We start from the raw sequence: 22,671 nt of genomic DNA on the forward strand, positions 1-22,671 counted from the left end.
TAGGTGCAAAGACCAGAGATGGACCCCTATTGGTCGTTTACGCTTCGTTAATCAGCAAAATCCAAAGCTTCCTCCGTCGCAAGAGTTAATCGGGGGAAGTCGTCATGCAAATAAAGTCTATCCAGTCAAAAATTGCGATGCTGTCGGGGTTCTGCCTTGCCGGCACCGTTGCCGTGCTGGTCGGGTTCGCCGTCCTGTCGACGCGCTCCAGCAACGAGTTCGTTACCGGGAACGTCGAACGCATCCTCGAAAGCAAGACGACGGAGTCCCTGCAGAATCTCGCGGCGACCCAGGCCGGCCTGCTGCGGTCGGAATTCGACACCGCGTTGAACGCGGCGCGGACGATGGCGAACAGCTTCTCCAGCCTTGCCGACGACGGCTTGCCCGGCAATGTGCCTGCTGAAAGGCGGCGTGAGGCGTTCAACGGCGTGCTGCTGTCGGTCCTGAAGCAGAACCCGCTGTTCAACGGTACCTATTCGGCCTGGGAGCCCGACGCGCTCGACGGCCGGGACGAGGAGTTCCGCAACCGCCGCGAAACCGGCACCGACGCCACCGGCCGCTTCATCCCCTATTGGAACCGCGACCAGAACGGCCGCATCGCCATGCAGCCGCTGGTCGAGTACGACAGCCGCGACCGTCATCCCAACGGCGTCATGAAGGGCGGCTGGTACATCGGCCCGCAGGAGAACGGACGCGAAAGCGTGCTCGACCCCCTGCCCTACATCGTGCAGGGCAAGCAGGTGTTCCTGGCGACCCTGTCGGTGCCGGTTGTCATCGGCGGCAAGTTCCGCGGCGTGGCCGGCGCCGACTTCAACCTCGATTTCGTGCAGCAGCTGTCGACCAAGGTCAGCGCCGCCGTCTTCAACGGCCGCAGCCAGGTGGTCATCATCAGCAACATGGGTCTGATCGTCGCCCACAGCGCGCGGCCCGACCTGATCGGCCAGTCGATCTCCACCTTCGACAGCTCCTGGCAGGCCGATCTGGCGGGTGTCCAGGCCGGCAAGCCGCATGTCGACATCGACTCCTCCACCAACATGCTGCGCAGCTTCGCGCCCATCACGCTCGGCAACACCGAGAAGCCGTGGGCCGTGCTGGTCCAGGTGCCGAAGGACATCGTGCTGGCCGACGGCATGGCGCTCTCCACGGAAATGGGTGAGCGTGCCAACTCCAACATCCTGTGGCAGGTCACGGTCGGCGCGCTGGTCGCGCTGGGCGCCGTGGCGATCATGTGGGTGGTGGCCGGCGGCGTCGCCCGGCCGATCCGCGCCAGCGTCTCCTTCGCCGAAGGCATCGCCGCCGGCCGCTTCGACCAGACGCTGGACATCCGGCAGGCCGACGAGGTCGGCGCGCTGGCCGATGCCCTGCGCAAGATGATGGCCGACCTGAAGCGGATGATCGACCAGCGGGCCGAGGATCAGGCCAAGGCCGACGCCGAACGCCGCAAGGCCATGCTGCAACTCGCCGACAATCTGGAAGCCCAGGTGATGAATGTGGTGGACGGCGTCGACCGCGCCGCCCAGTCGATGACGGGCACCGCCCAGACCATGACCGCCACCGCGACCCAGACCAGCCAGCAGGCCGGCGTGGTCGCCAACGCCTCCGAGGATGCCAGCAGCAACGTGCAGACCGTCGCCAGCGCCACCGAGGAGCTGTCGGCCTCGATCCAGGAGATCGGTCAGCGCGTCAACCGCTCCGCCCAGATCGCCCGCGAGGCGGTGGAAGCGGCCCAGCAGGCCAACGGCCAGGTTCTCAGCCTGACCGCGGCGGCCGAGAAGATCGGCACGGTGGTGCAGCTGATCCAGGACATCGCCAGCCAGACCAACCTGCTGGCGCTGAACGCCACCATCGAGGCGGCCCGCGCCGGTGAGGCGGGCAAGGGCTTCGCCGTGGTGGCGCAGGAGGTGAAGAGCCTCGCCAGCCAGACCGCCCGTGCGACGGAGGACATCGCCAGCCATGTCAGCGGCATGCAGCGCGTGACCGAGGAGACGGCCGGCGCGATCAAGGGCATCGGCGGCATCATCGCCCAGATCGACGAGATCTCCACCGCCATCGCCGCCGCGGTGGAGGAACAGGGCTCCGCCACCGCCGAGATCGCCCGCAACGTCCAGCAGGCGGCCAGCGGCACCCAGGAGGTGACCAAGACCATCGCCGACGTCCGTGTCGCCGCCGTCGAGGCCGGCCATTCCGCCGAGAACGTCCTGACGGTGTCGGGCCAGCTCGCCAACGACGCCGGCCGCCTGCGCAACGCGGTGAACGGCTTCCTGTCGACCATCCGCGCCGCCTGACGGGCTAGCCATCGCTCAAAAGCGAAAGCCTTCTCCGTCAGCCGATGGGGAAGGTCTTTTGCGTTAGAAACCTTGGAGTCTACGGATGAGATATGCAGCGCGTGATCATCCGCCCCTCGCGCCACTTCCCGTTCCACAGTCCGACGTTATACGGAAGTGAAAAAGCCGCCGCTAACGAGCGCTTATTGCAACGGCCACCATTGAAGGCGCAAGGGGTTATCCGGCAACCCGAAACATGAGACCAAACTCTCTGATTATGCGTTCACAACGTCATGTCACATATTTTTAGTTGAATATCGATTGGGCGCGCGATATTTTTCTTTCATTCAAAATTCCAAAGCCATCGGAAGAATTCAATCATGTCGTCTCTTGCAACAAGATATCAGGTATTTGTCGCTTACGCATACTCGCTATATCCAAAAGAAGACTACAGAAAGGTTTTCACTGAAATCGAAGCAAATTATCCAGTCAGCTTTATATTTGCCGATGAAAAAATAACCAATATGCATATTATGCAGAAAATCATTAGCTACATAAAGTCATCAACTTTTTCTGTTTTTGATATTTCAGGATGGAATGCAAACGTCACTCTTGAGCTAGGGTTTGCAATGGCAACCAGCGAGAACTGGTATATCGCTCATAATCCAAAGCACACTCCAACAGAAGAGGTCCCATCTGACATTCGGGGCATAGACAGAATACAGTATACATCTCTGACTGAATTAGCCGGGAAACTCTTAGCGTTAATGGACCAGCGATTCCCAAAAATTACTCCTCGCGGCAATATCAGCGACCACATCGAATCAATGCAGACAGATTTAATTACTCTTCTACGTCGATCTCCTGGCATGAAAATTGCCGAAATTGCGGACATTTTGAAGGTTGATGTTAAACTGGCTCAGGTTGTAGTGGCGCCGCTTATCGGTGAACTACTTGAGTCTACGGGAACAAGAAAAGGAACTCGCTACTACTTAAAGGGCATGACGCCAAAATAAAGTTAACCAACCAACAAACATCGATCAATATCAACCAAAGGATTTAAAGCCCCCTCCCGGTCGCGGGAGAGGGCTCTTCTTCAGAGAACTATCAGATGTGCAGCGGACGGCCGTCCACCGCCAGCGCCGCTTCCTTGACCGCTTCCGACAGGGTCGGGTGGGCGTGGCAGGTGCGGGCGACGTCTTCGGCCGACGCGCTGAACTCCATGGCCAGCACCAGCTCGCCGATCATCTCCGACACGTTCGGGCCGATCATGTGGACACCCAGCACCTGATCGGTGGAGGCATCCGACAGGATCTTCACGAAGCCGTCGGTGTTGCCGCCGGCACGCGCGCGGCCGTTGGCGGTGAACGGGAACTTGCCGGCCTTGTAGGCGACGCCCGCGGCCTTCAGCTGCTCCTCGGTCTTGCCGACGGCGGCGACTTCCGGCCAGGTGTAGACGACGCCGGGGACGAGGTCGTGGTTGACGTGGCTCTTCTGGCCGGCCAGCTGCTCGGCCAGGGCGACGCCCTCCTCCTCGGCCTTGTGGGCCAGCATCGGGCCTTCGACCACGTCGCCGATGGCGTAGATGCCCGGCACGTTGGTCTGGAAATGGCCGTCGATCTTGACGCGGCCGCGCTCCAGCTCGACGCCGACCGCCTCCAGGCCCAGCCCTTCGGTGTAGGGGCGGCGGCCGATCGCGACCAGCACGGTGTCGGCCTCGATGGTCTGCGCAGCACCGCCGGCGGCGGGCTCGACCGTCAGGCTGACGCCGGTCTCGGTCACCGCCGCGCCGGTCACCTTGGTGCTCAGCTTGAAGTCCATGCCCTGCTTGGCGAAGATGCGCTGGGCCTGCTTCGACAGCTCGTTGTCCATGGTCGGCAGCACGCGGTCGAGATACTCGACCACCGTCACCTTGGCGCCCAGCCGGCCCCAGACCGAGCCCAGCTCCAGGCCGATCACGCCGCCGCCGATGACGACCAGATGCTTCGGCACCTCCGGCAGCGACAGGGCGCCGGTGGAGGACACCACGCGCTTCTCGTCGATGGCGATGCCCGGCAGCGGGGTGACGTCGGACCCGGTGGCGATGACGATCGCCTTCGACGCGGTGATGGTGCCGACGCCCTCGACCTCGACCGTGTTGGCGGCGGTGATCTTGCCGGCGCCCTTCAGCCAGGCGACCTTGTTCTTCTTGAACAGGAACTCGATGCCGCCGACGTTGTCCTTAACGACCTTGTCCTTGTGGGCCAGCATGCCCGGCAGGTCGAGGTCGACGCTGCCGACCTTGATGCCGAACTTGGCGAGGCCGTGGGCCGCTTCCTCGAACTTCTCCGACGCCGCCAGCAGAGCCTTGGACGGGATGCAGCCGACATTCAGGCAGGTGCCGCCCAGCGTCCCCCGCTTTTCCACGCAGGCGACCTTGAAGCCGAGCTGCGCCGCGCGGATCGCGCAGACATACCCGCCGGGACCGCCGCCGATCACAACGACGTCAAAAGTGCTTTCAGCCATGAGAGGCTTTCCTTTCGCCATTCTTGCTCGTTGCCAAAAGCCGTCCCATCCAGCGGGGAGGGCACGCGGGTTCTTCCGCGGGGCGATTTATGCCCGCGCTCACGCCGCGTGGCAACGGGACACTTCGTCTCTGGACACAGGGTTTCCAGATGGGCCGAGGTCGGCCCCCCGGTCACCCCATCCCGTCGCGCAAGCGAAGGGCACCACCTTTGCGCAGGCTCCCTCCCCGATCGGGTTCGGAAACCTTCACGGCCCCGCTTGCGTTCCCATCGGCATCACACAGCCACCGCAATGGAGACCGACCATGACCACCGTCAAGAAGTTCACCCTGCTCGCCGTCCTGGGCACCCTGCTGGGCACCACGCTGGCCGCCTGCAACACGGTCGAGGGCGCCGGCCAGGATGTGCAGGCCGGCGGCCGCGCCATCGAGCGGGGCGCCGACAACGTCCAGAAGAAGATGTGAGTCTGCCATAGGCCGTAACCGCAAGCTGTTCTGCGAACTTCTCTTTAGAAACAAGCGCCGCCGCCTTGTTTCCCTCATGGCTCCCCCTGCAACAGCCGCTCCCCGGAAGCCGACATGCCCAACATGTCAACGGGATGGGTGACGCAGGTGGAGCCATGTTCGTTTGCGGGGAGCGCCGCCCTTCCCCCCGGGGACCCAATCGCTGCCGGTCCAGGCGCTTCAGACCACGCCGAGGCGGGCATGCGGACTTGAGGCCTCGCCGGCCGCCGCCGGCCTGATGCGGAACCATGCCGCGTAGAGGGCGGGGAGGAACAGCAGGATCAGCACCGTGCCGACCGCCGTGCCGCCGATCAGCGTGTAGGCCATCGACCCCCAGAACACCGAGTGCGTGAGGGGGATGAAGGCCAGCACCGCGGCAAGGGCGGTCAGGATCACCGGCCGTGTCCGCTGCACCGTGGCCTCGATGACGGCGTGGTAATCGTCGAGACCGGCCGCCTGGTTCTCCTTGATCTGCTCGGTCAGGATCAATGTGTTGCGCATCAGGATGCCGGCCAGCCCGATCAGGCCCAGGATGGCGTTGAAGCCGAAGGGGTGGTTGGAGGCGAGCAGCATGGGCACGACGCCGACGAGACCGAGCGGCGCCGTCAGCAGGACCATGGCCATCATCGAGAAGGACCGCACCTGCAGCATGATGAAGATCAGCATGGCCGCGATCATGACCGGGAAGACCTTGCCGAGCGCCGTGTTGGCCTTGAGGGCTTCCTCGATCGATCCGCCCATTTCGATGCGATAGCCGGCCGGAAGCGAGGCGATCAGCGGCTGAAGAGCCGTCATGATCTGCTTGGAGACCTCCGGAGGCTGGGTTGCCTCATTGATGTCCGACCGGATCGTGATGACGGACGTCCGGTCCCGGCGCTTCATCATCGGTTCTTCCAGCCGGATTTCCGCATGGCCGATCTGGTCGAGCGGGATTTGCTGGCCGGTCCGGCTCGTCAGCGAGAAATCCGCCAGACGCGTCGGGTCCAGGCGCTCGTCGCCGGCGCTGCGCGCCACGATCGGCACATTGCGGATGTCCTCGCGGACCTGGGTGACGGCGATCCCGGTGAGAAGGAACTGGAGCTGCTGGCCGACCTCGGCCGGCGAAAGCCCGATGAGGTTCAGGCGATCCTGGTCCGGCGTGAAGCGGAGCACGGGCGTGCGGTTGCCCCACTCCCGGTTGGCCTGCCGCACATCCGGCACGCTCCGCATGATGGCGAGGGCCTTTTCGGAAATGCCGTAGAGCTGGGCCGGATCGGGACCCATCACCCGGAATTCGACCGGGAACGGCGTGTAGGGGCCGAACACGAGCTGGGTGACGCGCACATAGGCTTCGGGCACCAGTCCCTGCGCCACATTCTGCCGCAGCCGGTGCTTCAGGGCCTCGCGCGCCTCGGCGTCCGGCGTCAGCACCACGATCTTGGCGAAGGCGGGATCGGGCAGTTCCGGTGCCATGGCGAAGAAGAAGCGGGGAGCGCCCTGGCCGATATAGCTGGTGACGATCTTCGCCTCCGGCTGATCGGCCAGCCAGCGTTCGATCTTCTCGACCGAGGCCGTCGTCGTCTCGATGCTGGTGCCTTCCGGCAGACGGACCTCCACCAGCACCTCGGGGCGGTCGGAGGTCGGGAAGAACTGCTGCTTGACGCCGCCCATGCCGACGACGGCGGCGGCAAAGGCGATTCCGACGACCCCGCAGGTCACGAACTTGTGGCGCACGGCGAAGCTGATGATTCCCCGCAGCCGCCGGTAGTTCGGGGTGCCGTAGATCGCCTCGTGGCCGCCGGGGACCGGTCTGATCGCCGGCAGCATCCTGACGCCCAGATAGGGCGTGAAGACCACCGCAACGATCCAGGAGACGATGAGGGAGAATCCCACGACCCAGAAGATGTTGCCGGCATACTCGCCGGCGGTCGAGCGCGCGAACCCCACCGGCAGGAAGCCGGCGACCGTCACCAGCGTTCCCGACAGCATCGGCGCCGCCGTGTGGCTCCAGGCATAGGCCGCCGCCTTGATGCGGTCGACGCCCTCCTCCATCTTCACCACCATCACCTCGATGGCGATGATGGCGTCGTCCACCAGCAGACCGAGCGACAGGATCAGCGCGCCGAGCGTGATGCGGTCGAAGAAGCGGCCGGTTTCCAGCATGATGAGGAAGACGACGGCGAGCGTCAGCGGCACGGCCGCCGCCACGACGATGCCGACGCGCCAGCCGAGGCTGAGCAGGCTGACCAGCAGCACCACGCCCAGCGCCATCGCGAACTTCAGCATGAATTCGTCGACCGCCGAGGTGATGTTGACGGCCTGGTCGCTCACCTTGTCGAGCGTCATCCCGAGCGGCAGCGACCGCGCGATGCCGGCCGCCCGCTCCTCCAGCGCCTTGCCGAGCGCGAGGCCGTCCCAGCCCTCCTGCATGACGGCCGCCAGCATGACAGTGGGTTCGCCCTGGTGGCGGATGATGTAGGTCGGCGGATCCTCGTAGCCGCGGCGGACCTCGGCGATGTCCGACAGCTTCAGCGTCCGCCCGGCCGCGACGATCGGCGTGTCGGCGATCGCCTGCACCCCGTCATAGGCGCCATCGATGCGGATGAAGACCTGCGGCCCCTGGGTGTCGATGGACCCTGACGGCGTGACGCTGTTCTGCCGCTGCAAGGCGGCGATGATGTCCTGGGCCGACACGCCGAGGGTCGCCAGCTTGGCATAGGAGAATTCGACGAAGATCCGTTCCGGACGCTCGCCCAGGATGTTGACCTTCTTGACGCCGGGCACATGCAGCAGATCCTGGCGGATCGTCTCCGCCTGCCGGGCCAGTTCGCGCATCGGCAGGCCCTTGGCCTTCAGCGCATAGAGCGCGAAGCTGACGTCGGAATATTCGTCGTTGACGAAGGGGCCGAGCACACCGGACGGCAGGTTGCGCGTCTCGTCGCCCATCTTCTTGCGGGCCTGGTAGAATTCCTCCTGCACCCTGGCCGGCGGTGTGCTGTCCTTCAGTGTCAGGGTCATATAGGCATAGCCGGGCCGCGTGGTCGTCTCCACCCGGTCGTACCAGCTCAATTCCTGAAGGCGCTTCTCCAGCGGCTCGGCGACGAGATCCTGCATCTCGCGCGCCGTGGCGCCCGGCCACACGCTGGTGACGGTCAGGGTCTTGATGGTGAAGGAGGGGTCCTCCGCCCGGCCGAGCATGACGAAGGCGAAGGCGCCCCCCGCCGCCAGCAGGAGGATGAAGAACAGGGTGACGGCCCGTTCGCGGACGGCGATGGCGGAAAGGTTGAGGCTCATCACCGGCCCCCGCTCTCGGCGGCCGTCCTGACACGGACCCCGTCCTGGAGAAGATGGGCGCCGAGCGACACCACCGGGTCGCCGAGGCCGAGCCCGGCGATCACGGCGGTGTCGCCGCTCACCCGGACCAGCCGGACCGGCTGGAAGCGCACCGTCGAGTTGGCGCGGTCCAGGGTCCAGACACCGGTTTTCCGGCCGTCGTCCAGCACGGCGCCCAGCGGCACCTGCATGTCCGCCTGACCGGTCTGCCCTCCCAGCCGGCCCGCCGTCCATCCGGTCAGCCTGATGGTGACCGTCGCGCCGAGCGGTGCCGAGGCGGCGTCGCCGTCGAGCACATAGCGCGCCTCATAGGTGCGGGTCTGGGCATCGGCGGCGTCCGACAGCTGGCGCAGATGCGCGCCGTAGCGCTGCCCGTCTACGCCATAGAGGCTGGCCTCGGCTGGCGAGCCGATCTGCGGCCGGATCGTTTCGGGCAGTGCCACCACCGCCTCGCGCGGGCCGGCCTGGGCGATCCGGACGACGGTCTGGCCGGCGGCGACGACCTGTCCCGGCTCGCCGAGCGTTTCGACCACCGTGCCGTCGCTGTCGGCCACCAGGACCGAGTAGGTCGCCTCGTTCTCGGCCACCCGGGCGTCCGCCTCGGCGCTGGCAAGCTGCGCCCGGGCGGTGTCCAGCGCGGCCTTCGCCTGTTCATGGCGCTGGCGGGAGGCCCATCCGTCGTTGAGCAGGCTGGCGTACCGCCGCTCGTCCGCCTGGGTCTGAACGAACGCCGCACGCGCCGCGGCGACGGCGTTGCGCTTCGCCGTGAGGGCGAGGCGCAGGTCGGTCTCGTCGATGCGCATCAGCGGCTGACCGGCCTTGACCGGCTGGCCGACCGTCGCCAGTCGTTCGATGATCTTGCCGGGAACGCGGAAGCCGAGATTGCTCTGCACCCTCGCCCCGACGACGCCGGTGAAACCGCGGTCCGATCCGGCCACCGGCACCGCCGCGGCAAGCCGGACGATCGGTGCCTCCTGCCGGGGATCGCTCACCGCCGACGCCTCCTGTGTGTGCATGGACAGCGTCACGACTGCGGCCGCGCCCAACGCCGCCGTCAGAACGCCGCCCACCACGACCATGGGTCTCTTTTTCATGCCCGCCGCCTCAGTCAATTTAGATTGCGTACGACATCTATATCGATTATAGAGGTCGAACGCAATCTAAATGACAGGGCATTCTTGCGCGGCGACGCCGCTTGCAAGCCCGATCCCCGGCACGAAGAAGAAAGTGGACTCCATGGATAAGACCAATCGCGGCATCGCCCTGGTGACGGGCGCATCGTCCGGTATCGGCTACGCGGCGGCCGAGGCCCTGCGCGCGGCAGGGTTCGAGGTGTTCGGGACCAGCCGTCTTGCGGGCGCCGAAGGGCCTGACGGCGTCACCATGCTGACCTGCGACGTCACCGACGACGCGTCCGTGGCGGCCCTGGTCGACGAGGTGCTGGACGACGCCGGCCGCATCGATCTGCTGGTCAACAATGCCGGTGTGGGCCTCTTCGGTGGTGCGGAGGAATCCTCGCTCGCACAGGCGCAGGCGCTGTTCGACGTGAACATGTTCGGCGTCATCCGCATGACCAATGCGGTGCTGCCGATCATGCGGCGCCAGAAAAGCGGCAGGATCATCAATCTCAGTTCGGCGCACGGATTCATTCCGGCCCCCTACTTCGCGCTCTATGCGGCGACGAAACATGCGGTGGAAGGCTACTCCCAGTCGCTGGACCATGAACTGCGCACGCTGGGCATCCGGGTCACGCTGGTCGAGCCCGCCTATACCCGAACCTCGTTCGACGGGAACCTCATCAAGCCGGATCGGTCGCTCGATGCCTATGCGTCCGCGCGCGCCGGTATGACCGTGGCCGTCGAGGACGCGATCAGGAAGGGCGACACACCCGAGACCGTGGCCGAAACCATCGTGAAGGCCGCGACGGACTCCGAACCGAAGCTGCGCTACCCGGCAGGGAAGCTGGCGCGCCAAGTCAGCCTGCTGCGCCGTTTCGTCCCGGCTGCCGCCTTCGACAAGAGCCTGCGCAGGATGCTGCGGCTGCCGGTCTGAGCCATCACCGGGAACAGGCTCGCCACCCCCGGTCTCTGAAGGAAATCCCATGACCGCCCTGCTCCGTCAGGAGGGTCCGGCAGCCCCGGCACCCGCCTACAAACTGCCGCCCGGCGTTCTCGACGGGCCGGTGGTGTCGACGATGCTCCGCCTGGCGGTGCCGACGATCCTGGTGCTGGTCGTCCAAACGCTGGTCGGGGTGGCCGAGACCTGGTTCGTCGGCTTTCTCGGCACGGACGCGCTCGCTGGAGTCGCCCTGGTCTTTCCCGTGCTCATGCTCATGCAGATGATGGCGAATGGCGGCATCGGCGGCGGTGTCTCCTCGGCCGTCGCACGGGCCTTGGGAGCGAAACGCCGCGAGGATGCCGAAGCGCTGATCTGGCACGCGGTCGTCCTGGCCGGCGCATTCGGCATCCTCTTCACCGCGGCGGCTCTCCTTGCCGGACCGCACCTCTATCGGGCGATGGGAGGAACCGGGCCAGCGCTGGCGGCGGCGCTCACCTATTCAGGAGTGGTGTTCGCCGGCTCCATTCCGGTCTGGGTCACCGCCCTGCTGTCGTCGGCCCTGCGCGGCGCCGGGAATGTGAGGGTGCCGGCACGGGTGATCTCGTCCGGCACCGTGCTCCTCCTCATCCTGTCGCCGGCCCTGATCTTCGGCTGGGGCCCCTTTCCCCGTCTCGGCGTCGCCGGCGGCGGTGTCGCGGTGGTCGCCTACTACCTGTTCGCGGCACTTGCGCTGACGCTGTATCTGCGCTCTTCGAGGAGCCTGCTGAAGCTCAGGGTCGTTCCCCTGCGCGTGGGTCTGTTCAAGGACATACTCGGGGTGGGTTTCCTGTCGGCGGTCGGCACCGTCCAGGTCAATCTCACCGTCACCCTCGTCACCGCAGCGGTCGGCCGGTTCGGCGCCGATGCCATCGCCGGGTACGGCATCGCCTCGCGCCTCGACTACATCCAGATTCCGCTGATCTTCGGGCTCGGCACCGCCATGGTCACCATGGTCGGCCACAACATCGGGGCCGGCCAGGTGGCGCGGGCGCGCAGCTTAGCCTGGATCGGGGCCGCTCTCGCCTTCGGAACGACCGAGGTCATCGGCCTCGCCGCCGCGATCTTCCCGCAAGCCTGGATCGGCCTGTTCAGCGACGATCCCCAGGTATTGGCGATGGGCACCCTCTATCTGCGGACCGTGGCGCCGGCTTACGGTGCGGCCGGGCTGGGATTGGCGCTCTATTTCGCCAGCCAGGGAGCGAAGCGCGTCCTGCTCCCCGTCCTGGCCGGCACCGCCCGCATGATCATCGCGGCCTTCATCGGCTGGTCTGCGGTCATCTGGTTCGATGCCGGACTGTCGACCCTGTTCCAGATCACAGCCCTGGCGGCGGTCTCCTACGGCCTTCTGACGGCGGCAGCGATGATCGGCGGAGCCTGGGGCCGGCATCACGCTCCCCATCCGCTGCCCCTGAGAAATCCCGCGCAATAACCCGGTGGTGGAGAATTGTGTCCGTCATCCATATCTCCTATAGAGGTTGGTTAAAATCTAAAAGGGGCATACCATGCGTGTGAGTCGCGTTCAGGCTGAGGAAAACCGGCAGACTGTCATCAACGTGGCGAGCCGTCTTTTTCGGGAGCACGGCTTCGACGGCATCGGCCTCAAGGATTTGATGGAGGCGGCGGGCCTGACCCAGGGCGCCTTCTACAAGCAGTTCGCCTCGAAGGAGGATCTGGCGGCTCAGGCATCAAGCCGGGCGCTGGAGAGCGCGTCTTGCCGCTGGACGGCGGCGGCCACGGCGAATCCCGGGGATCCGCTTGGTCCGGTGATCGACTTCTATCTCAGTGCCGGGCACCGCGAGGAAAGGACCGACGGCTGCCCGATCGTGGCGCTCGGTTCCGATGTCGCCAGACACGGCGTTGCGGTGAAATCGTCGTTTGAAGCCGGGATCAGGACCCATCTCGACATCCTCGAACGCCTGATTTCGGAAACGCGGGGTGACGAGTTCAAAAGCAAGGCGATGGCGATTCTCTCGCTGATGGTCGGCGCGCTGACACTCTCGCGTGTCGTCAACGATCCCGCCCTTGCCCAGGCCTTTCTGGATACGGCCGCTGCCCAGGTCCGCAATATTGCCGCCGCGTGACCGGGCATGACCACATTGGAACCTGCTCGCTCGGAGGATGCTCGATCATGACAGTCGGCACATCCGCCCGACGGACGGCGATCCTGAAGATTGCCGGCCGGACCTTTCTCCGGCACGGCTATGCCGATGCCTCGATGGACGGCATCGCCGCCGAGGTGGGCGGATCAAAGAGCACGCTCTATCGCTATTTCCCGTCCAAGGCAGCCCTGTTCGCCGCCTATGTCGAGGAAATCGGGACGTTGGCCTGGACCGCTCTTGCCGCTGTGGACGAGGAGGGCAAGGATCCCGAGGCCGTTCTGCAGGATACGGCGCGAGCTTATCTGGATCTGATATTGTCCCCTTCCACGCTCGCAGTGACCAGGCTCGTGATGGCTGAAACCGGTCGTTTTCCGGAAATCGGCCGTCTCTTCTACGAGCGCGGCATCCGGCGCGCGGAACAGCAAATCGCAGCGATCCTGCATCGCCTGGCCGAACGGAGCGCCACGCCGGACCGGAGCTTTCTGGCACTGCCCGGCGCCGCCGCCCATTTCCGGTCCCTCTGTGAAGCCGGCCTCCATGAAGAATGCCTGTGGGGCGTAGACGAATCCGCTTCCCGCGAAGACGTCATCCGCATTGCCCGGCAGGCGGCTGCCTGCTTCCTGCGCGGCTGGCCGGGACAGCTGCCACGCGGTGTCGAGCCGGTGCCCGTCAGCCCTTCATGCGCTTGATGGTGTTGGTCGTGCTCTGGCCCTGGACCAGCTCTGCCAGCACCACCGTCCCGCCATAGCTCTGGACGAAATCCGCCCCCACCACCGTCGCGATGGTGTAATCGGCCCCCTTGACCAGCACGTCGGGCCGCAGGGCGTGGATCAGCATTTCCGGCGTATCCTCGCCGAAGATCACCACCAGATCGACGCAGCCCAGCGACGCCAGCACCGTGGCGCGCGCCGTCTCGTTCTGCACCGGCCGGCTGTCACCCTTCAGCCGCTTCACCGACGCGTCGCTGTTCAGCCCGACCACCAGCACGTCGCAAGCCGCCCGCGCCTGCTTCAGCAGCGAGATATGGCCGGGATGCAGCAGGTCGAAGCAGCCGTTGGTGAAGCCGACCCGCTTGCCGCGCAGGCGCCATCGCTCCGCGCGCTCCGCCGCGGCGTCGCGGGTCAGCACCTTCTCCTCGCCATGGCGCCATTGCTGCTCGTGCAGGCTGGACAGCAGCTCGGCCGAGCGGACCACCGCGGTACCGACCTTGCCCACCACGATGCCGGCGGCCAGATTGGCCAGACGCGCCGAATCGACCAGACCGATCCCCACCGACAGGGCGGCGGTCAGCGTCGCCACCACCGTGTCGCCGGCGCCCGACACGTCGAACACCTCGCGCGCCTCGGCCGGCAGATGCACGGCGTCCTCGGCCGTGACCACCGACATGCCCTGTTCGCTGCGGGTGGCGACGACGGCGCCGACGCCGCAGGTGGCGATCAGGTGGCGGGCGGCGGCGATCACCTCCTCGTCGGTGCGGGCCGGCAGGCCGGTGGCCTCCATCAGCTCCTTGCGGTTGGGCGTGACGATGTCGGCCCCGCGATAGCGGCGGTAGTCGCGCCCCTTCGGATCGACCACCACGGTGCGCCCGGCCTGCCGGGCGGCGGCGATCACCGCCACCACCAGCTCGTCGGTCAGCACGCCCTTGCCGTAGTCGGACAGGATGACGCCGCCCACTTCGGGCAGCAGCGCGCGCACGCGGTCCAGAACGCGGTCGGCGACGGTGATCGGCACCACCGTCTCGATGTCGGTGCGCAGAAGCTGCTGCTGGCCGGCGATGAAGCGGGTCTTCACCGTGGTCTGGCGGCCGTCCTCCACCACGATGGCACCGTCGCTGACGCCCTCGCGCCGCAGCAGGGCCAGCAGGTCGGTTCCGACACCGTCGCGTCCGACCACCGAGACGAAGCGGCAGTCGGCCTCCAGCGCCACCAGATTGGCGGCGACATTGCCGGCGCCGCCCAGCTTGGGCACCTCGCGATCCACGCGCAGGACGGGGATCGGCGCCTCCGGCGACACCCGGTCCACCGAACCATAGACGAAACGGTCGAGCATCACGTCGCCAAGGCACAGCACGTTGGCGCGCGACAGGGTGTCGATGTGACGGGCAAGGTCGCTCATGGCGTTTCTCTTACCAACGCCAAAGCGGTAACGCCAGAGGACAAGTTTGCGCCGGAGGAATGCCGGCGTCAGGAGAATGCCGGAACGTCCCGGCGGAGATCGCCGGTTCCCTGTGTGAAGGTGAGCGTGATCGCCCCGTTCACCTCCGCCGCGGCGCCACGCCCCGGCGCCGGATCGACCTTCAGGCCGGCATCGGCCAAGGCGGTTTCAAACGCGCCGGTGCGGTCGCCCGGCAGCGCGAAGCGGATGGTCGCCATGATGTCGGAGAACAGCGTGTGGTCGACGACCCAGCCCCCGGCCGCCCCCAGCGCATCGGCAACCGCGGTCAGCGCCGCATGGCGGTCCATGGCGACCACCGCCTCGTACTTCAGAAAACTCCGCATCGCACGTCCCCCGGTCCCGCCGCTCCCGACATCGGACATCGGATATCCGAGCCGCGAATGGCCATCCTGTGTACCAGCCCAGTGTATTAGCATGGATGTCCCGCGCGTAAGCTCACGCATTCAGCATCCCGGCACGCCCGGCACATTGCGAGCCACCATGCCCCGCCCCACCGTCGCGACAAGCCTGTCGGCCAAGCTTCTGCTGCTCACCATCCTGTTCGTGCTGCTGGCGGAGGTGCTGATCTACGCCCCCTCCATCGCGCGATTCCGCATGAGCTATCTGGAGGAAAGGCTGGCCGCCGCCCACATCGCGGCATTGTCGGTGGAGGCCGCCCCCGACCTGATGGTGACGAAGGAATTGCAGGCCAAGCTGCTGGCCTATACCGGCACCCACGTCATCGACCTGATCCAGCCGGGGGCGCGGGTCTACATGCTGTCGCGCCCGATGCCGCCACAGGCCGATGCCGTGTACGACCTGCGCGGCACCGGCATGGGCATGCAGTTCGTCGATGCCGGCAACGCCCTGTGGCTCGCCATGGAGGGCGCCCTGGGGGGAGCGATTGGGCCGCAGCGCGACCGGGTGATCCGGGTGATCGACCGCTCGCCCAACGACCCGGCCCAGCGCGTCGAGGTGACGATGGACGAGCGGCCGCTGATCGACGCCATGCTGGACTTCTCCCGCCGCATCCTGGCTGTGTCGGTCGCCATCTCGCTGATCGCGGCGATCCTGGTCTATGTCACGCTGCATGCCCTGCTGGTGCGGCCGATGCGGAGGCTGACCGCCGAGGTCGTCGCCTTCCGCCGCGATCCCGACGGCGCCCCGCCGCTGGTGCCCGGCACCCGGGCCGACGAGATCGGCGTGGCGGAGCGCGAGCTTGCCGCCATGCAGGGCACGGTGCGCGCGGCGCTGCGCCAGCGTGAACGACTCGCCACGCTGGGCACCGCGGTGGCGAAGATCAACCACGACCTGCGCGGCATCCTGTCCACCGCCTCCCTCCTGTCGGAGCGGCTGACCGAGAGCGCCGATCCGGAGGTGCGGCGGGTGACGCCGCGGCTGGTCGCCTCGCTCGACCGGGCGGTGGAGCTGTGCGGCCAGACCCTGTCCTTCACCCGCGACGGCGTCCTGCCGCTCTCCCCCGCGCCGGCCGAGCTGCGCCGGCTGGTGGAGGACGCCGGGGCCGAGGTTCTTGCCACCGCCCGTCCCGACGGCGGCCGGGTGGAGGCCGAATGGATCAACGAGGTTCCCGTCGGCACGCCCGTGACGGTCGATGCCGCCCAGCTTGGCCGGGCCCTGGTCAATCTCGGCCGCAACGCGGTGCAGGCCGGAGCCGACCGGGTGCGGATCTCCGCCGAGGCCGGACCGTCGGGACGGCTGACCCTGACGGTCGCAGACAATGGTCCCGGCCTCGCCCCGCGGGCGCGGGAAAACCTGTTCCAGCCCTTCGCCGGATCGGCCCGGGCCGGCGGGGTCGGCCTCGGCCTCGCCATCGCGCGGGAGGTGCTGCGCGCCCATGGCGGCGACCTGCGGCTGGTGGAAAGCGCCGCCGCCGGGACAACCTTCGCCCTTGACATACCGCAATGCAACGTGGACATCGGTGCGATAGCTGTTGCAGGGCACAAGTCGTTTGTGTCGCATTGATTCGGCGGGCTCCCTCCCGCAGAATTCCTTCAATGATGAAGCGTTCGCGGGCAGCCCGGCGGGGCGGAAGGCGGGCGCTCTCCCACCATCAACTCCACTGGCAACTCCACTGCCAACGCCTCGTTCTGAAAGGACTTCGCGACGTGAAAGCCTTCTCCTTCTGGATCAACCCCATCCTCGCCGGCATCATGGCCTTCGTCGGGCTGCTCGCCTCTTCGCGCGCGGCGGACGAGGGCTTCGCGGCCGGCGGCCTGATCGTTTTCATCGCCTGCGTGCTCTTCATCTTCGCGTCGATCGGCCGCTATTTCGACCGTATGGGCTCCGCCCACTAAGCGTCGCATCAAGCGACCGGTACCGCGAAGGCCGGGTTGAACGCCCGGGGGCAGGCGCCCAACGAAGCGGGTGCCACATGACACTCAGTCTGGCATGGGACCCAACCGCCTTCGCGACGATTGACGTCCTGCGCCGCCGTCCGGTCATGGACCTGACGGCGGCGCTTCCCCTCTCCCTGATGCCCCGCACCATCGTCGATCTCGGTTGCGGTGCCGGACAGCTGTCGCGGCTGCTGGCGGGGCGCTGGCCGCTCGCCGACGTGCTGGCGGTCGATCATTCACCTGCGATGCTGCGCTGGGCCGCCGACACGCCGTCGCGCGTGCGCTACCGGCAGGCCGATCTGGCGGTCTGGCGTCCGCATTGGCCGGTGGACCTCGTGATCTCCGCCGGCGGACTGCAGCATGTGGCCGGGCACGAGCGGCTGTTCCCCGACCTGTTGCAATCGCTCGGTCCCGGCGGCGTCCTGGCCGTCGCCCTGCCCCGGCCGCAGGACCAGACCGCACACCGCCTGCTGCTGGAGACGGCCGCCGATGGTCCCTGGGCCGACCGGCTGCGCGACGCCTGGCCCACGGCCGAGGACGTGGGCCAAAGGTACGGTTCCCAGGATTATTACGACTGGCTCGCCCCCCAGGGCGCCGTGGTCGATTTGTGGGAGACCGAGTATTTCCACGCGCTGGACGGCGACGTGCCGCTTCTGCAATGGCTGCATCAGTCGGCGATCGTCCCGGTGATGGACCGCCTGACCGGCCCCGACCTCGACCAATTCCTCGCCGCCTACCGCCACCGGCTGGAGAGGGCATACCCACAGCATTCCAGCGGCAGCGCCCTGGTCCCGACCAAGTGGCTGTTCCTGCTGGCGCGGGTGTAGACGCGACAGCCACCTTCACTCCACCAGCCTGATCTCCGTCGTCGTAATCCCCGAGGCACCGACCGCCACCGCATAGTCGTCGAACCCGGGCGGACCGAAGCTGCCGCGGGCGGAACGGCTGAAGCCGTGCGGTTCGGCCGGAATGCCGAACAGACCGGTGGCCATCTCCCCATTGTTGTCCAGATCCTGGAAGGCGATCAGCCCATAGTGGCCGGCCGGCAGATCGGGGAACACCACCTGCACCTCGGCCCCCAGCGCCGCGGCGAAATAGCCGGCTCTGGGCCGCTTCGCCATTTCCGCCTCGACGCTGTCGAACAGCGCGACCATCACCTTGCCCTGATTGGGCTTGACGTTGCGGACGGTTGCGCGAAGCTCCCCGGCAGCGGCCGTTCCCACGGCGGTCAGCGCCAGCAGCGTAACCGTTACCGGGGCGATCATCCTTGCCGACCAACGCGCACCCCAACGCCGGACCCTCATCGCCCAGTCTCCCCTGGCAATCGCAGCCCGTTCCCTACGGCCGCCGCGTGCTGCGGCGGCGGCTGCCGATGCTGACGCTCTCCATCCTAGCATTGGCTCTGCTGGGACCGTTCGGCACCTTCCGGGACATGGGCTTCGCCTTCCGGCTTGCCTATTGGGGCGGCCTGATCGCCACCGGCTGGTCGATGTTCGAGCTGGTGGTGCTGGTCGCCCGCCGCGTGCTGCCGAACCTGGAACGCACATGGCCGCTGATGCTGGGCGCCGCCTACCTGACCGTCGGCATCCTGCAGACCCTGGTGGTCGCCCTGCTGGAAAGCCGGCTGCGCGGCCAGGATTTCCTCACCGCCGCCGGGCTGGCCGAGATGTTCGGCTATGTGCTGGTCATCACCCTGCTGGTGTCGGCCCTGCCGGTTTGGCTTGAACTGCGCGATCACGGCGTTATCGGCCAGCAGCCGCCCGCCCCGCGGCCAACGCAGGAAACCGGGAGCGGTCCCGGCCGCCCCGCCCCCTTCCTCGACCGCATCCCGGCGAAGCTCGGCCACGACCTGCTGGCGCTGGAGATGGAGGACCATTATGTCCGCGTCCACACCGCGCTCGGCAGCGACCTGATCCTGATGCGGATGCGCGATGCGGTGGCGGAACTGGCGGGCCTCGACGGCCGACAGGTCCACCGCTCCTACTGGGTCGCGGCATCGGCGGTCGCGACGGTGGAGCGCAAGCCCGACGGCAAGCTGTCGCTGCGCCTGACCAACGGCCTGCTGGTCCCGGTCAGCCGCACCCATGCGCCATCGGTGCGCGCCGCCGGCTGGACCGAGAAAGCCGTCTCTTAAACGCCGCTAAACACCCTCTCCACGGAACGGCCGCGACAGCAGCCCCTCGATGGTCTCGTCCAGCCCGGCGCCATGATTCAGGATGGCGTCCACCGCCGTGCAGATCGGCATGTCGACGGCCAGCTTGGCCGCCAGCCCAACCACCGCGGCGGCGGTATAGACGCCCTCCGCCACCGACCGGCGCACCGCCAGGATCTCGGCCAGCGCCTTCCCTTCGCCCAGGGCCGCGCCCAGCGACATGTTGCGCGATTGCAGGCTGGAGCAGGTCAGCGTCAGATCGCCAAGCCCCGACAGCCCCATCAGCGTCTCCGCCCGGCCGCCCAGCGCCAGCGCCAGCCGGGTGATCTCCGCCAGCCCGCGGGTGATCAGCGCGGCGCGCGCATTGTCGCCCAGCCGCCGGCCCTCGACCACGCCGCAGGCGATCGCCAGCACATTCTTCACCGCCCCGCCGATCTGCGAGCCGACGACATCGTCCGAGCGATAAGGGCGGAAGGTGCGGCTGCCCAGCGCCGCCACCAGCGCCGTACCGAGATGATGGTCGGCACAAGCCAGCGTCACCGCCGTCGGCAGTCCGCGCGCCACCTCAGCCGCGAAGGTCGGGCCGGACAGGATCGCCACCGGATTGCCGGCCGGCAGCGACGCTGCGACCGCCTCGCTCATCAACGCGTGGCTGTCCAGCTCGATTCCCTTGGCGCAGACGACGACCGGAGTCCCCGGCGTCAGCAGCGGCGCCATCCGCGCGGTGACGCTGCGCGCATGCTGGGCCGGCGACACCAGCAGCACGGCATCGCACTCGCCGAGATCAGCCAGGTCGCCGGTGACCCGCAGCGCATCGGGCAGCGGCACGCCGGGCAGGTAGTCGCGGTTCTCTCGGCGGATGCTCATCGCCTCCACCACCGCCGGCTCGCGCGCCCACAGCAACGTCTCCCGCCCGGCCCGCAACGCCGCCAAGGCCAGCGCCGTTCCCCAGGCGCCGCCACCGACGACGCCGATGCGGTTGAGGGGGGAGGGGGGCATCGTCTTCATCTCACCACGTATCCGTTCCGGTCAAAGCCCTCTCCCGCCCCGGGAGAGGGAGATTTTCACGCCTTCACCCCCGCACCCACCCCCGCGCGCCCGATCACCGGCGCCGCGTTCGGGTCCAGTGGCCAGCGCGGACGCGGCGCGAAGTTCAGCGGATCGCTCTCGCCCAGCCGGAAGCGTTCGATGCCGGCCCAGGCGATCATCGCCGCATTGTCGGTGCACAGGCGCAGCGGCGGCGCGACGAAGGGCATGCGCTGCTTCTCCGCCAGGGTCGCCAGCCGGCTGCGGATGGCCTTGTTGGCGGCGACACCGCCGGCGACCACCAGGGCGCCACCCTGCGGATGGTCTTCCTTGAAGCGGCGGATGGCGCGGGCGCAGCGGTCGGCCAGCACCTCCGCCACTGTCGCCTGAAAAGCGGCGGCGAGGTCGTCGCGATCCGCCTCCGACAGGACGCCGCCCAGCTCCTCGACATGCCGCCGCACCGCGGTCTTCAGCCCGGAGAAGGAGAAATCGCAGCCCGGACGCCCCAGCATCGGCCGCGGCAGCTCGAAGCGCGCCGGGTTGGTGGCGCGCGCCGCCGCCTTCTCCACCAGCGGCCCGCCGGGATAGCCCAGCCCGAGCAGCTTGGCGGTCTTGTCGAACGCCTCGCCCACCGCATCGTCGATGGTGGTGCCGAGCCGGCGGTACCGCCCGACCCCCTCCACCGCCAGCAACTGGCAATGGCCGCCCGACACCAGCAGCAGCAGATAGGGAAAGGCGACGTTGTCGGTCAGCCGGGCGGTCAGCGCGTGGCCTTCCAGATGGTTGACGGCGACGAAGGGCAGCCCGCGCGCCGCGGCGATGGCCTTGGCGGTCATGACGCCGACGATGACGCCGCCGATCAGCCCCGGCCCGCCGGTGGCAGCCACCGCGTCCAGATCGCCGAAGCCGATCCCGGCCTCCGCCATGGCGCGGCGGATCAGGCCGTCGAGATGTTCCAGATGGGCGCGGGCGGCGATTTCCGGGACGACGCCGCCGTAGGGCGTGTGGTCGTCCAGCTGCGACAGCACCACGTCGGCGCGGATCTCGCGCGCGTCGGTGACGATTGCGGCGGCCGTCTCGTCGCAGCTCGTTTCGATTCCAAGAACGATCATGGCGCCAAACTAGCCGCCTTGGCCGTCCGGGTACAGGATGGAGTTGCGGACACGCGCGCGCGTCAAATTTGATCCGCCTCAATCTTACGTATGAAGGGCAGACGAATCCTTGCAAAGCTGCGCGGATCCCCTAGAACTCGGGCTTATGACGACCCACCCGCTCCGTATCGGGACGCGCGGCAGCCCGCTGGCGCTGGCGCAGGCCCATGAAACCCGCGACCGCCTGATCGCCGCCCATCCGCATCTCGCCGCGCCCGGCGCCATCGAGATCGTCGTCTTCAAGACCACCGGCGACCGCATCCTCGACCGTACCCTGGCGGAGGCCGGCGGCAAGGGCCTGTTCACCAAGGAACTGGAGGAGGCGCTGTTCGACGGCCGCGCCGACCTTGCCGTCCATTCGATGAAGGACGTGCCGACCCAGCTTCCCGACGGGCTGGAGATCGCCACCCTGCTGCCGCGCGAGGATCCGCGCGACGCCTTCTTCTCCCGCTCCGGCGGCGGGCTGGCCGATCTGCCGGCCGGCGCCGTGGTCGGCACAGCCGGCCTGCGCCGTCAGGCCCAGGTGCTGGAGCTGCGCCCCGACCTGACGATCTTTCCGCTGCGCGGCAACGTGCAGACCCGTCTGTCCAAGCTGGACGCCGGCGAGGTGGACGCCACCCTGCTGGCCCTGGCCGGCCTGCGCCGCCTCGGCCTGACCGAGCGCATCACCGCGGTGCTGGAACCGGAAACCATGCTGCCGGCAGTCGCCCAGGGCGCCATCGGCATCGAGATCCGCAGCGACGACGACGACACCCGCGCCCTGCTGGCCCCGCTGAACTGTGCCGAGACCATGGTCCGCGTCACGGCGGAGCGCGCGCTGCTCGCCGCCCTCGACGGCTCCTGCCGGACGCCGATCGCGGCGCTGGCTGTGCTGGACGGCGACGACCTGCATCTGCGGGCCAAGGTGCTGTCGACCGACGGCCGCATCATCTTCCGGGCGGAACGCCGGGGCAAGGCGTCCGACGCCGAGTCGCTGGGCGCCGACGCCGGGGCCGAGATCCGGGCGCAGCTGCCGCCCGATTTCTTCGTCGCCGCACCGCACTGATCCCCCC

At 67.6% G+C, this 22,671-nt stretch carries 20 protein-coding genes; 12 read left to right on the plus strand and 8 right to left on the minus strand.

The window, feature by feature from the left end; translation table 11 throughout:
- The first annotated feature begins 104 nt into the window (after nt 1-104).
- Nucleotides 105-2,285 carry a methyl-accepting chemotaxis protein gene (locus E6C72_RS02510; RefSeq protein WP_109443241.1) on the plus strand — a complete coding sequence of 727 codons (2,181 nt, stop codon included), beginning with the start codon at nt 105-107 and terminating at the stop codon, nt 2,283-2,285.
- Nucleotides 2,286-2,644: 359 nt separating this feature from the next.
- Nucleotides 2,645-3,280, plus strand: a complete 636-nt coding sequence (locus E6C72_RS02515) for a hypothetical protein (protein WP_136700631.1) — start codon at nt 2,645-2,647, stop codon at nt 3,278-3,280.
- A 91-nt stretch (nt 3,281-3,371) separates the two neighbouring features.
- On the opposite strand, the gene lpdA is transcribed toward E6C72_RS02515, so the two are convergent.
- Complete coding sequence (gene lpdA, locus E6C72_RS02520; RefSeq protein ID WP_109443242.1) at nt 3,372-4,769, minus strand: dihydrolipoyl dehydrogenase; 1,398 nt, start codon at nt 4,767-4,769, stop codon at nt 3,372-3,374.
- A gap of 304 nt (nt 4,770-5,073) precedes the next feature.
- Here lpdA and E6C72_RS02525 point away from each other — a divergent pair, with 304 nt between their 5' ends.
- Nucleotides 5,074-5,232, plus strand: a complete 159-nt coding sequence (locus E6C72_RS02525) for an entericidin A/B family lipoprotein (RefSeq protein ID WP_109443243.1) — start codon at nt 5,074-5,076, stop codon at nt 5,230-5,232.
- Nucleotides 5,233-5,451: 219 nt separating this feature from the next.
- Here the strand turns inward: E6C72_RS02525 and E6C72_RS02530 are convergent, their stop codons facing one another.
- Both E6C72_RS02530 and E6C72_RS02535 read right to left on the minus strand, forming a co-directional pair.
- Nucleotides 5,452-8,544, minus strand: coding sequence for an efflux RND transporter permease subunit (locus E6C72_RS02530; protein WP_109443244.1), 3,093 nt, complete (start codon nt 8,542-8,544; stop codon nt 5,452-5,454).
- Complete coding sequence (locus E6C72_RS02535; protein WP_109443245.1) at nt 8,544-9,677, minus strand: efflux RND transporter periplasmic adaptor subunit; 1,134 nt, start codon at nt 9,675-9,677, stop codon at nt 8,544-8,546. Before E6C72_RS02535 ends, E6C72_RS02530 begins: the two co-directional genes overlap by 1 nt.
- Nucleotides 9,678-9,819: 142 nt before the next feature.
- Between E6C72_RS02535 and E6C72_RS02540 the strand changes: the two genes are divergently transcribed.
- The 4 genes from E6C72_RS02540 (at nt 9,820) to E6C72_RS02555 (ending at nt 13,468) form a co-directional block, all read left to right on the plus strand.
- The gene (locus E6C72_RS02540) at nt 9,820-10,635 is read left to right on the plus strand and encodes an oxidoreductase (RefSeq protein ID WP_109443246.1); all 816 of its coding nucleotides are present in this window, start codon (nt 9,820-9,822) and stop codon (nt 10,633-10,635) included.
- Nucleotides 10,636-10,684: 49 nt separating this feature from the next.
- Nucleotides 10,685-12,109, plus strand: coding sequence for an MATE family efflux transporter (locus E6C72_RS02545; RefSeq protein ID WP_109443247.1), 1,425 nt, complete (start codon nt 10,685-10,687; stop codon nt 12,107-12,109).
- Nucleotides 12,110-12,182: 73 nt separating this feature from the next.
- Nucleotides 12,183-12,761, plus strand: a complete 579-nt coding sequence (locus E6C72_RS02550; protein WP_109443248.1) for a TetR/AcrR family transcriptional regulator — start codon at nt 12,183-12,185, stop codon at nt 12,759-12,761.
- 47 nt (nt 12,762-12,808) lie between these two features.
- On the plus strand, nt 12,809-13,468 hold the full coding sequence (locus E6C72_RS02555; protein WP_109443249.1) for a TetR/AcrR family transcriptional regulator: 660 nt from the start codon (nt 12,809-12,811) through the stop codon (nt 13,466-13,468).
- Here the strand turns inward: E6C72_RS02555 and rfaE1 are convergent.
- A complete protein-coding gene (gene rfaE1 / locus E6C72_RS02560) occupies nt 13,449-14,894 on the minus strand; it encodes a D-glycero-beta-D-manno-heptose-7-phosphate kinase (RefSeq protein WP_109443250.1) in 1,446 nt (481 codons plus the stop codon). The two genes, E6C72_RS02555 and rfaE1, sit on opposite strands and share 20 nt — an antisense overlap.
- A 68-nt stretch (nt 14,895-14,962) precedes the next feature.
- A complete protein-coding gene (locus E6C72_RS02565) occupies nt 14,963-15,277 on the minus strand; it encodes a hypothetical protein (protein WP_109443251.1) in 315 nt (104 codons plus the stop codon).
- A 157-nt stretch (nt 15,278-15,434) separates the two neighbouring features.
- Between E6C72_RS02565 and E6C72_RS02570 the strand changes: the two genes are divergently transcribed.
- From E6C72_RS02570 to E6C72_RS02580, 3 genes are all read left to right on the plus strand, one after another.
- Nucleotides 15,435-16,916, plus strand: coding sequence for a HAMP domain-containing sensor histidine kinase (locus tag E6C72_RS02570; protein ID WP_109443252.1), 1,482 nt, complete (start codon nt 15,435-15,437; stop codon nt 16,914-16,916).
- A gap of 143 nt (nt 16,917-17,059) precedes the next feature.
- Nucleotides 17,060-17,248 carry a hypothetical protein gene (locus E6C72_RS02575; RefSeq protein ID WP_109443253.1) on the plus strand — a complete coding sequence of 63 codons (189 nt, stop codon included), beginning with the start codon at nt 17,060-17,062 and terminating at the stop codon, nt 17,246-17,248.
- 77 nt (nt 17,249-17,325) lie between these two features.
- Complete coding sequence (locus E6C72_RS02580) at nt 17,326-18,117, plus strand: methyltransferase domain-containing protein (protein WP_247875968.1); 792 nt, start codon at nt 17,326-17,328, stop codon at nt 18,115-18,117.
- A gap of 15 nt (nt 18,118-18,132) precedes the next feature.
- On the opposite strand, the gene E6C72_RS02585 is transcribed toward E6C72_RS02580, so the two are convergent.
- Nucleotides 18,133-18,555, minus strand: coding sequence for a DUF2141 domain-containing protein (locus E6C72_RS02585; RefSeq protein WP_158280214.1), 423 nt, complete (start codon nt 18,553-18,555; stop codon nt 18,133-18,135).
- 2 nt (nt 18,556-18,557) lie between these two features.
- Between E6C72_RS02585 and E6C72_RS02590 the strand changes: the two genes are divergently transcribed.
- Nucleotides 18,558-19,424 (plus strand): LytTR family DNA-binding domain-containing protein, encoded by an 867-nt coding sequence (locus E6C72_RS02590; protein ID WP_247875969.1) that lies wholly within the window; start codon nt 18,558-18,560, stop codon nt 19,422-19,424.
- A gap of 6 nt (nt 19,425-19,430) precedes the next feature.
- Here the strand turns inward: E6C72_RS02590 and E6C72_RS02595 are convergent, their stop codons facing one another.
- Complete coding sequence (locus E6C72_RS02595; RefSeq protein ID WP_109443254.1) at nt 19,431-20,450, minus strand: NAD(P)H-dependent glycerol-3-phosphate dehydrogenase; 1,020 nt, start codon at nt 20,448-20,450, stop codon at nt 19,431-19,433.
- Between the two features lie 56 nt (nt 20,451-20,506).
- Nucleotides 20,507-21,580 (minus strand): tRNA (adenosine(37)-N6)-threonylcarbamoyltransferase complex transferase subunit TsaD, encoded by a 1,074-nt coding sequence (tsaD, locus tag E6C72_RS02600; RefSeq protein ID WP_109443255.1) that lies wholly within the window; start codon nt 21,578-21,580, stop codon nt 20,507-20,509.
- 145 nt (nt 21,581-21,725) lie between these two features.
- Between tsaD and hemC the strand changes: the two genes are divergently transcribed.
- Nucleotides 21,726-22,664 carry a hydroxymethylbilane synthase gene (hemC, locus tag E6C72_RS02605; protein ID WP_109443256.1) on the plus strand — a complete coding sequence of 313 codons (939 nt, stop codon included), beginning with the start codon at nt 21,726-21,728 and terminating at the stop codon, nt 22,662-22,664.
- Nucleotides 22,665-22,671: the final 7 nt, after the last annotated feature.

Source organism: Azospirillum sp. TSH100, assembly GCF_004923295.1.
Lineage (GTDB): Bacteria > Pseudomonadota > Alphaproteobacteria > Azospirillales > Azospirillaceae > Azospirillum.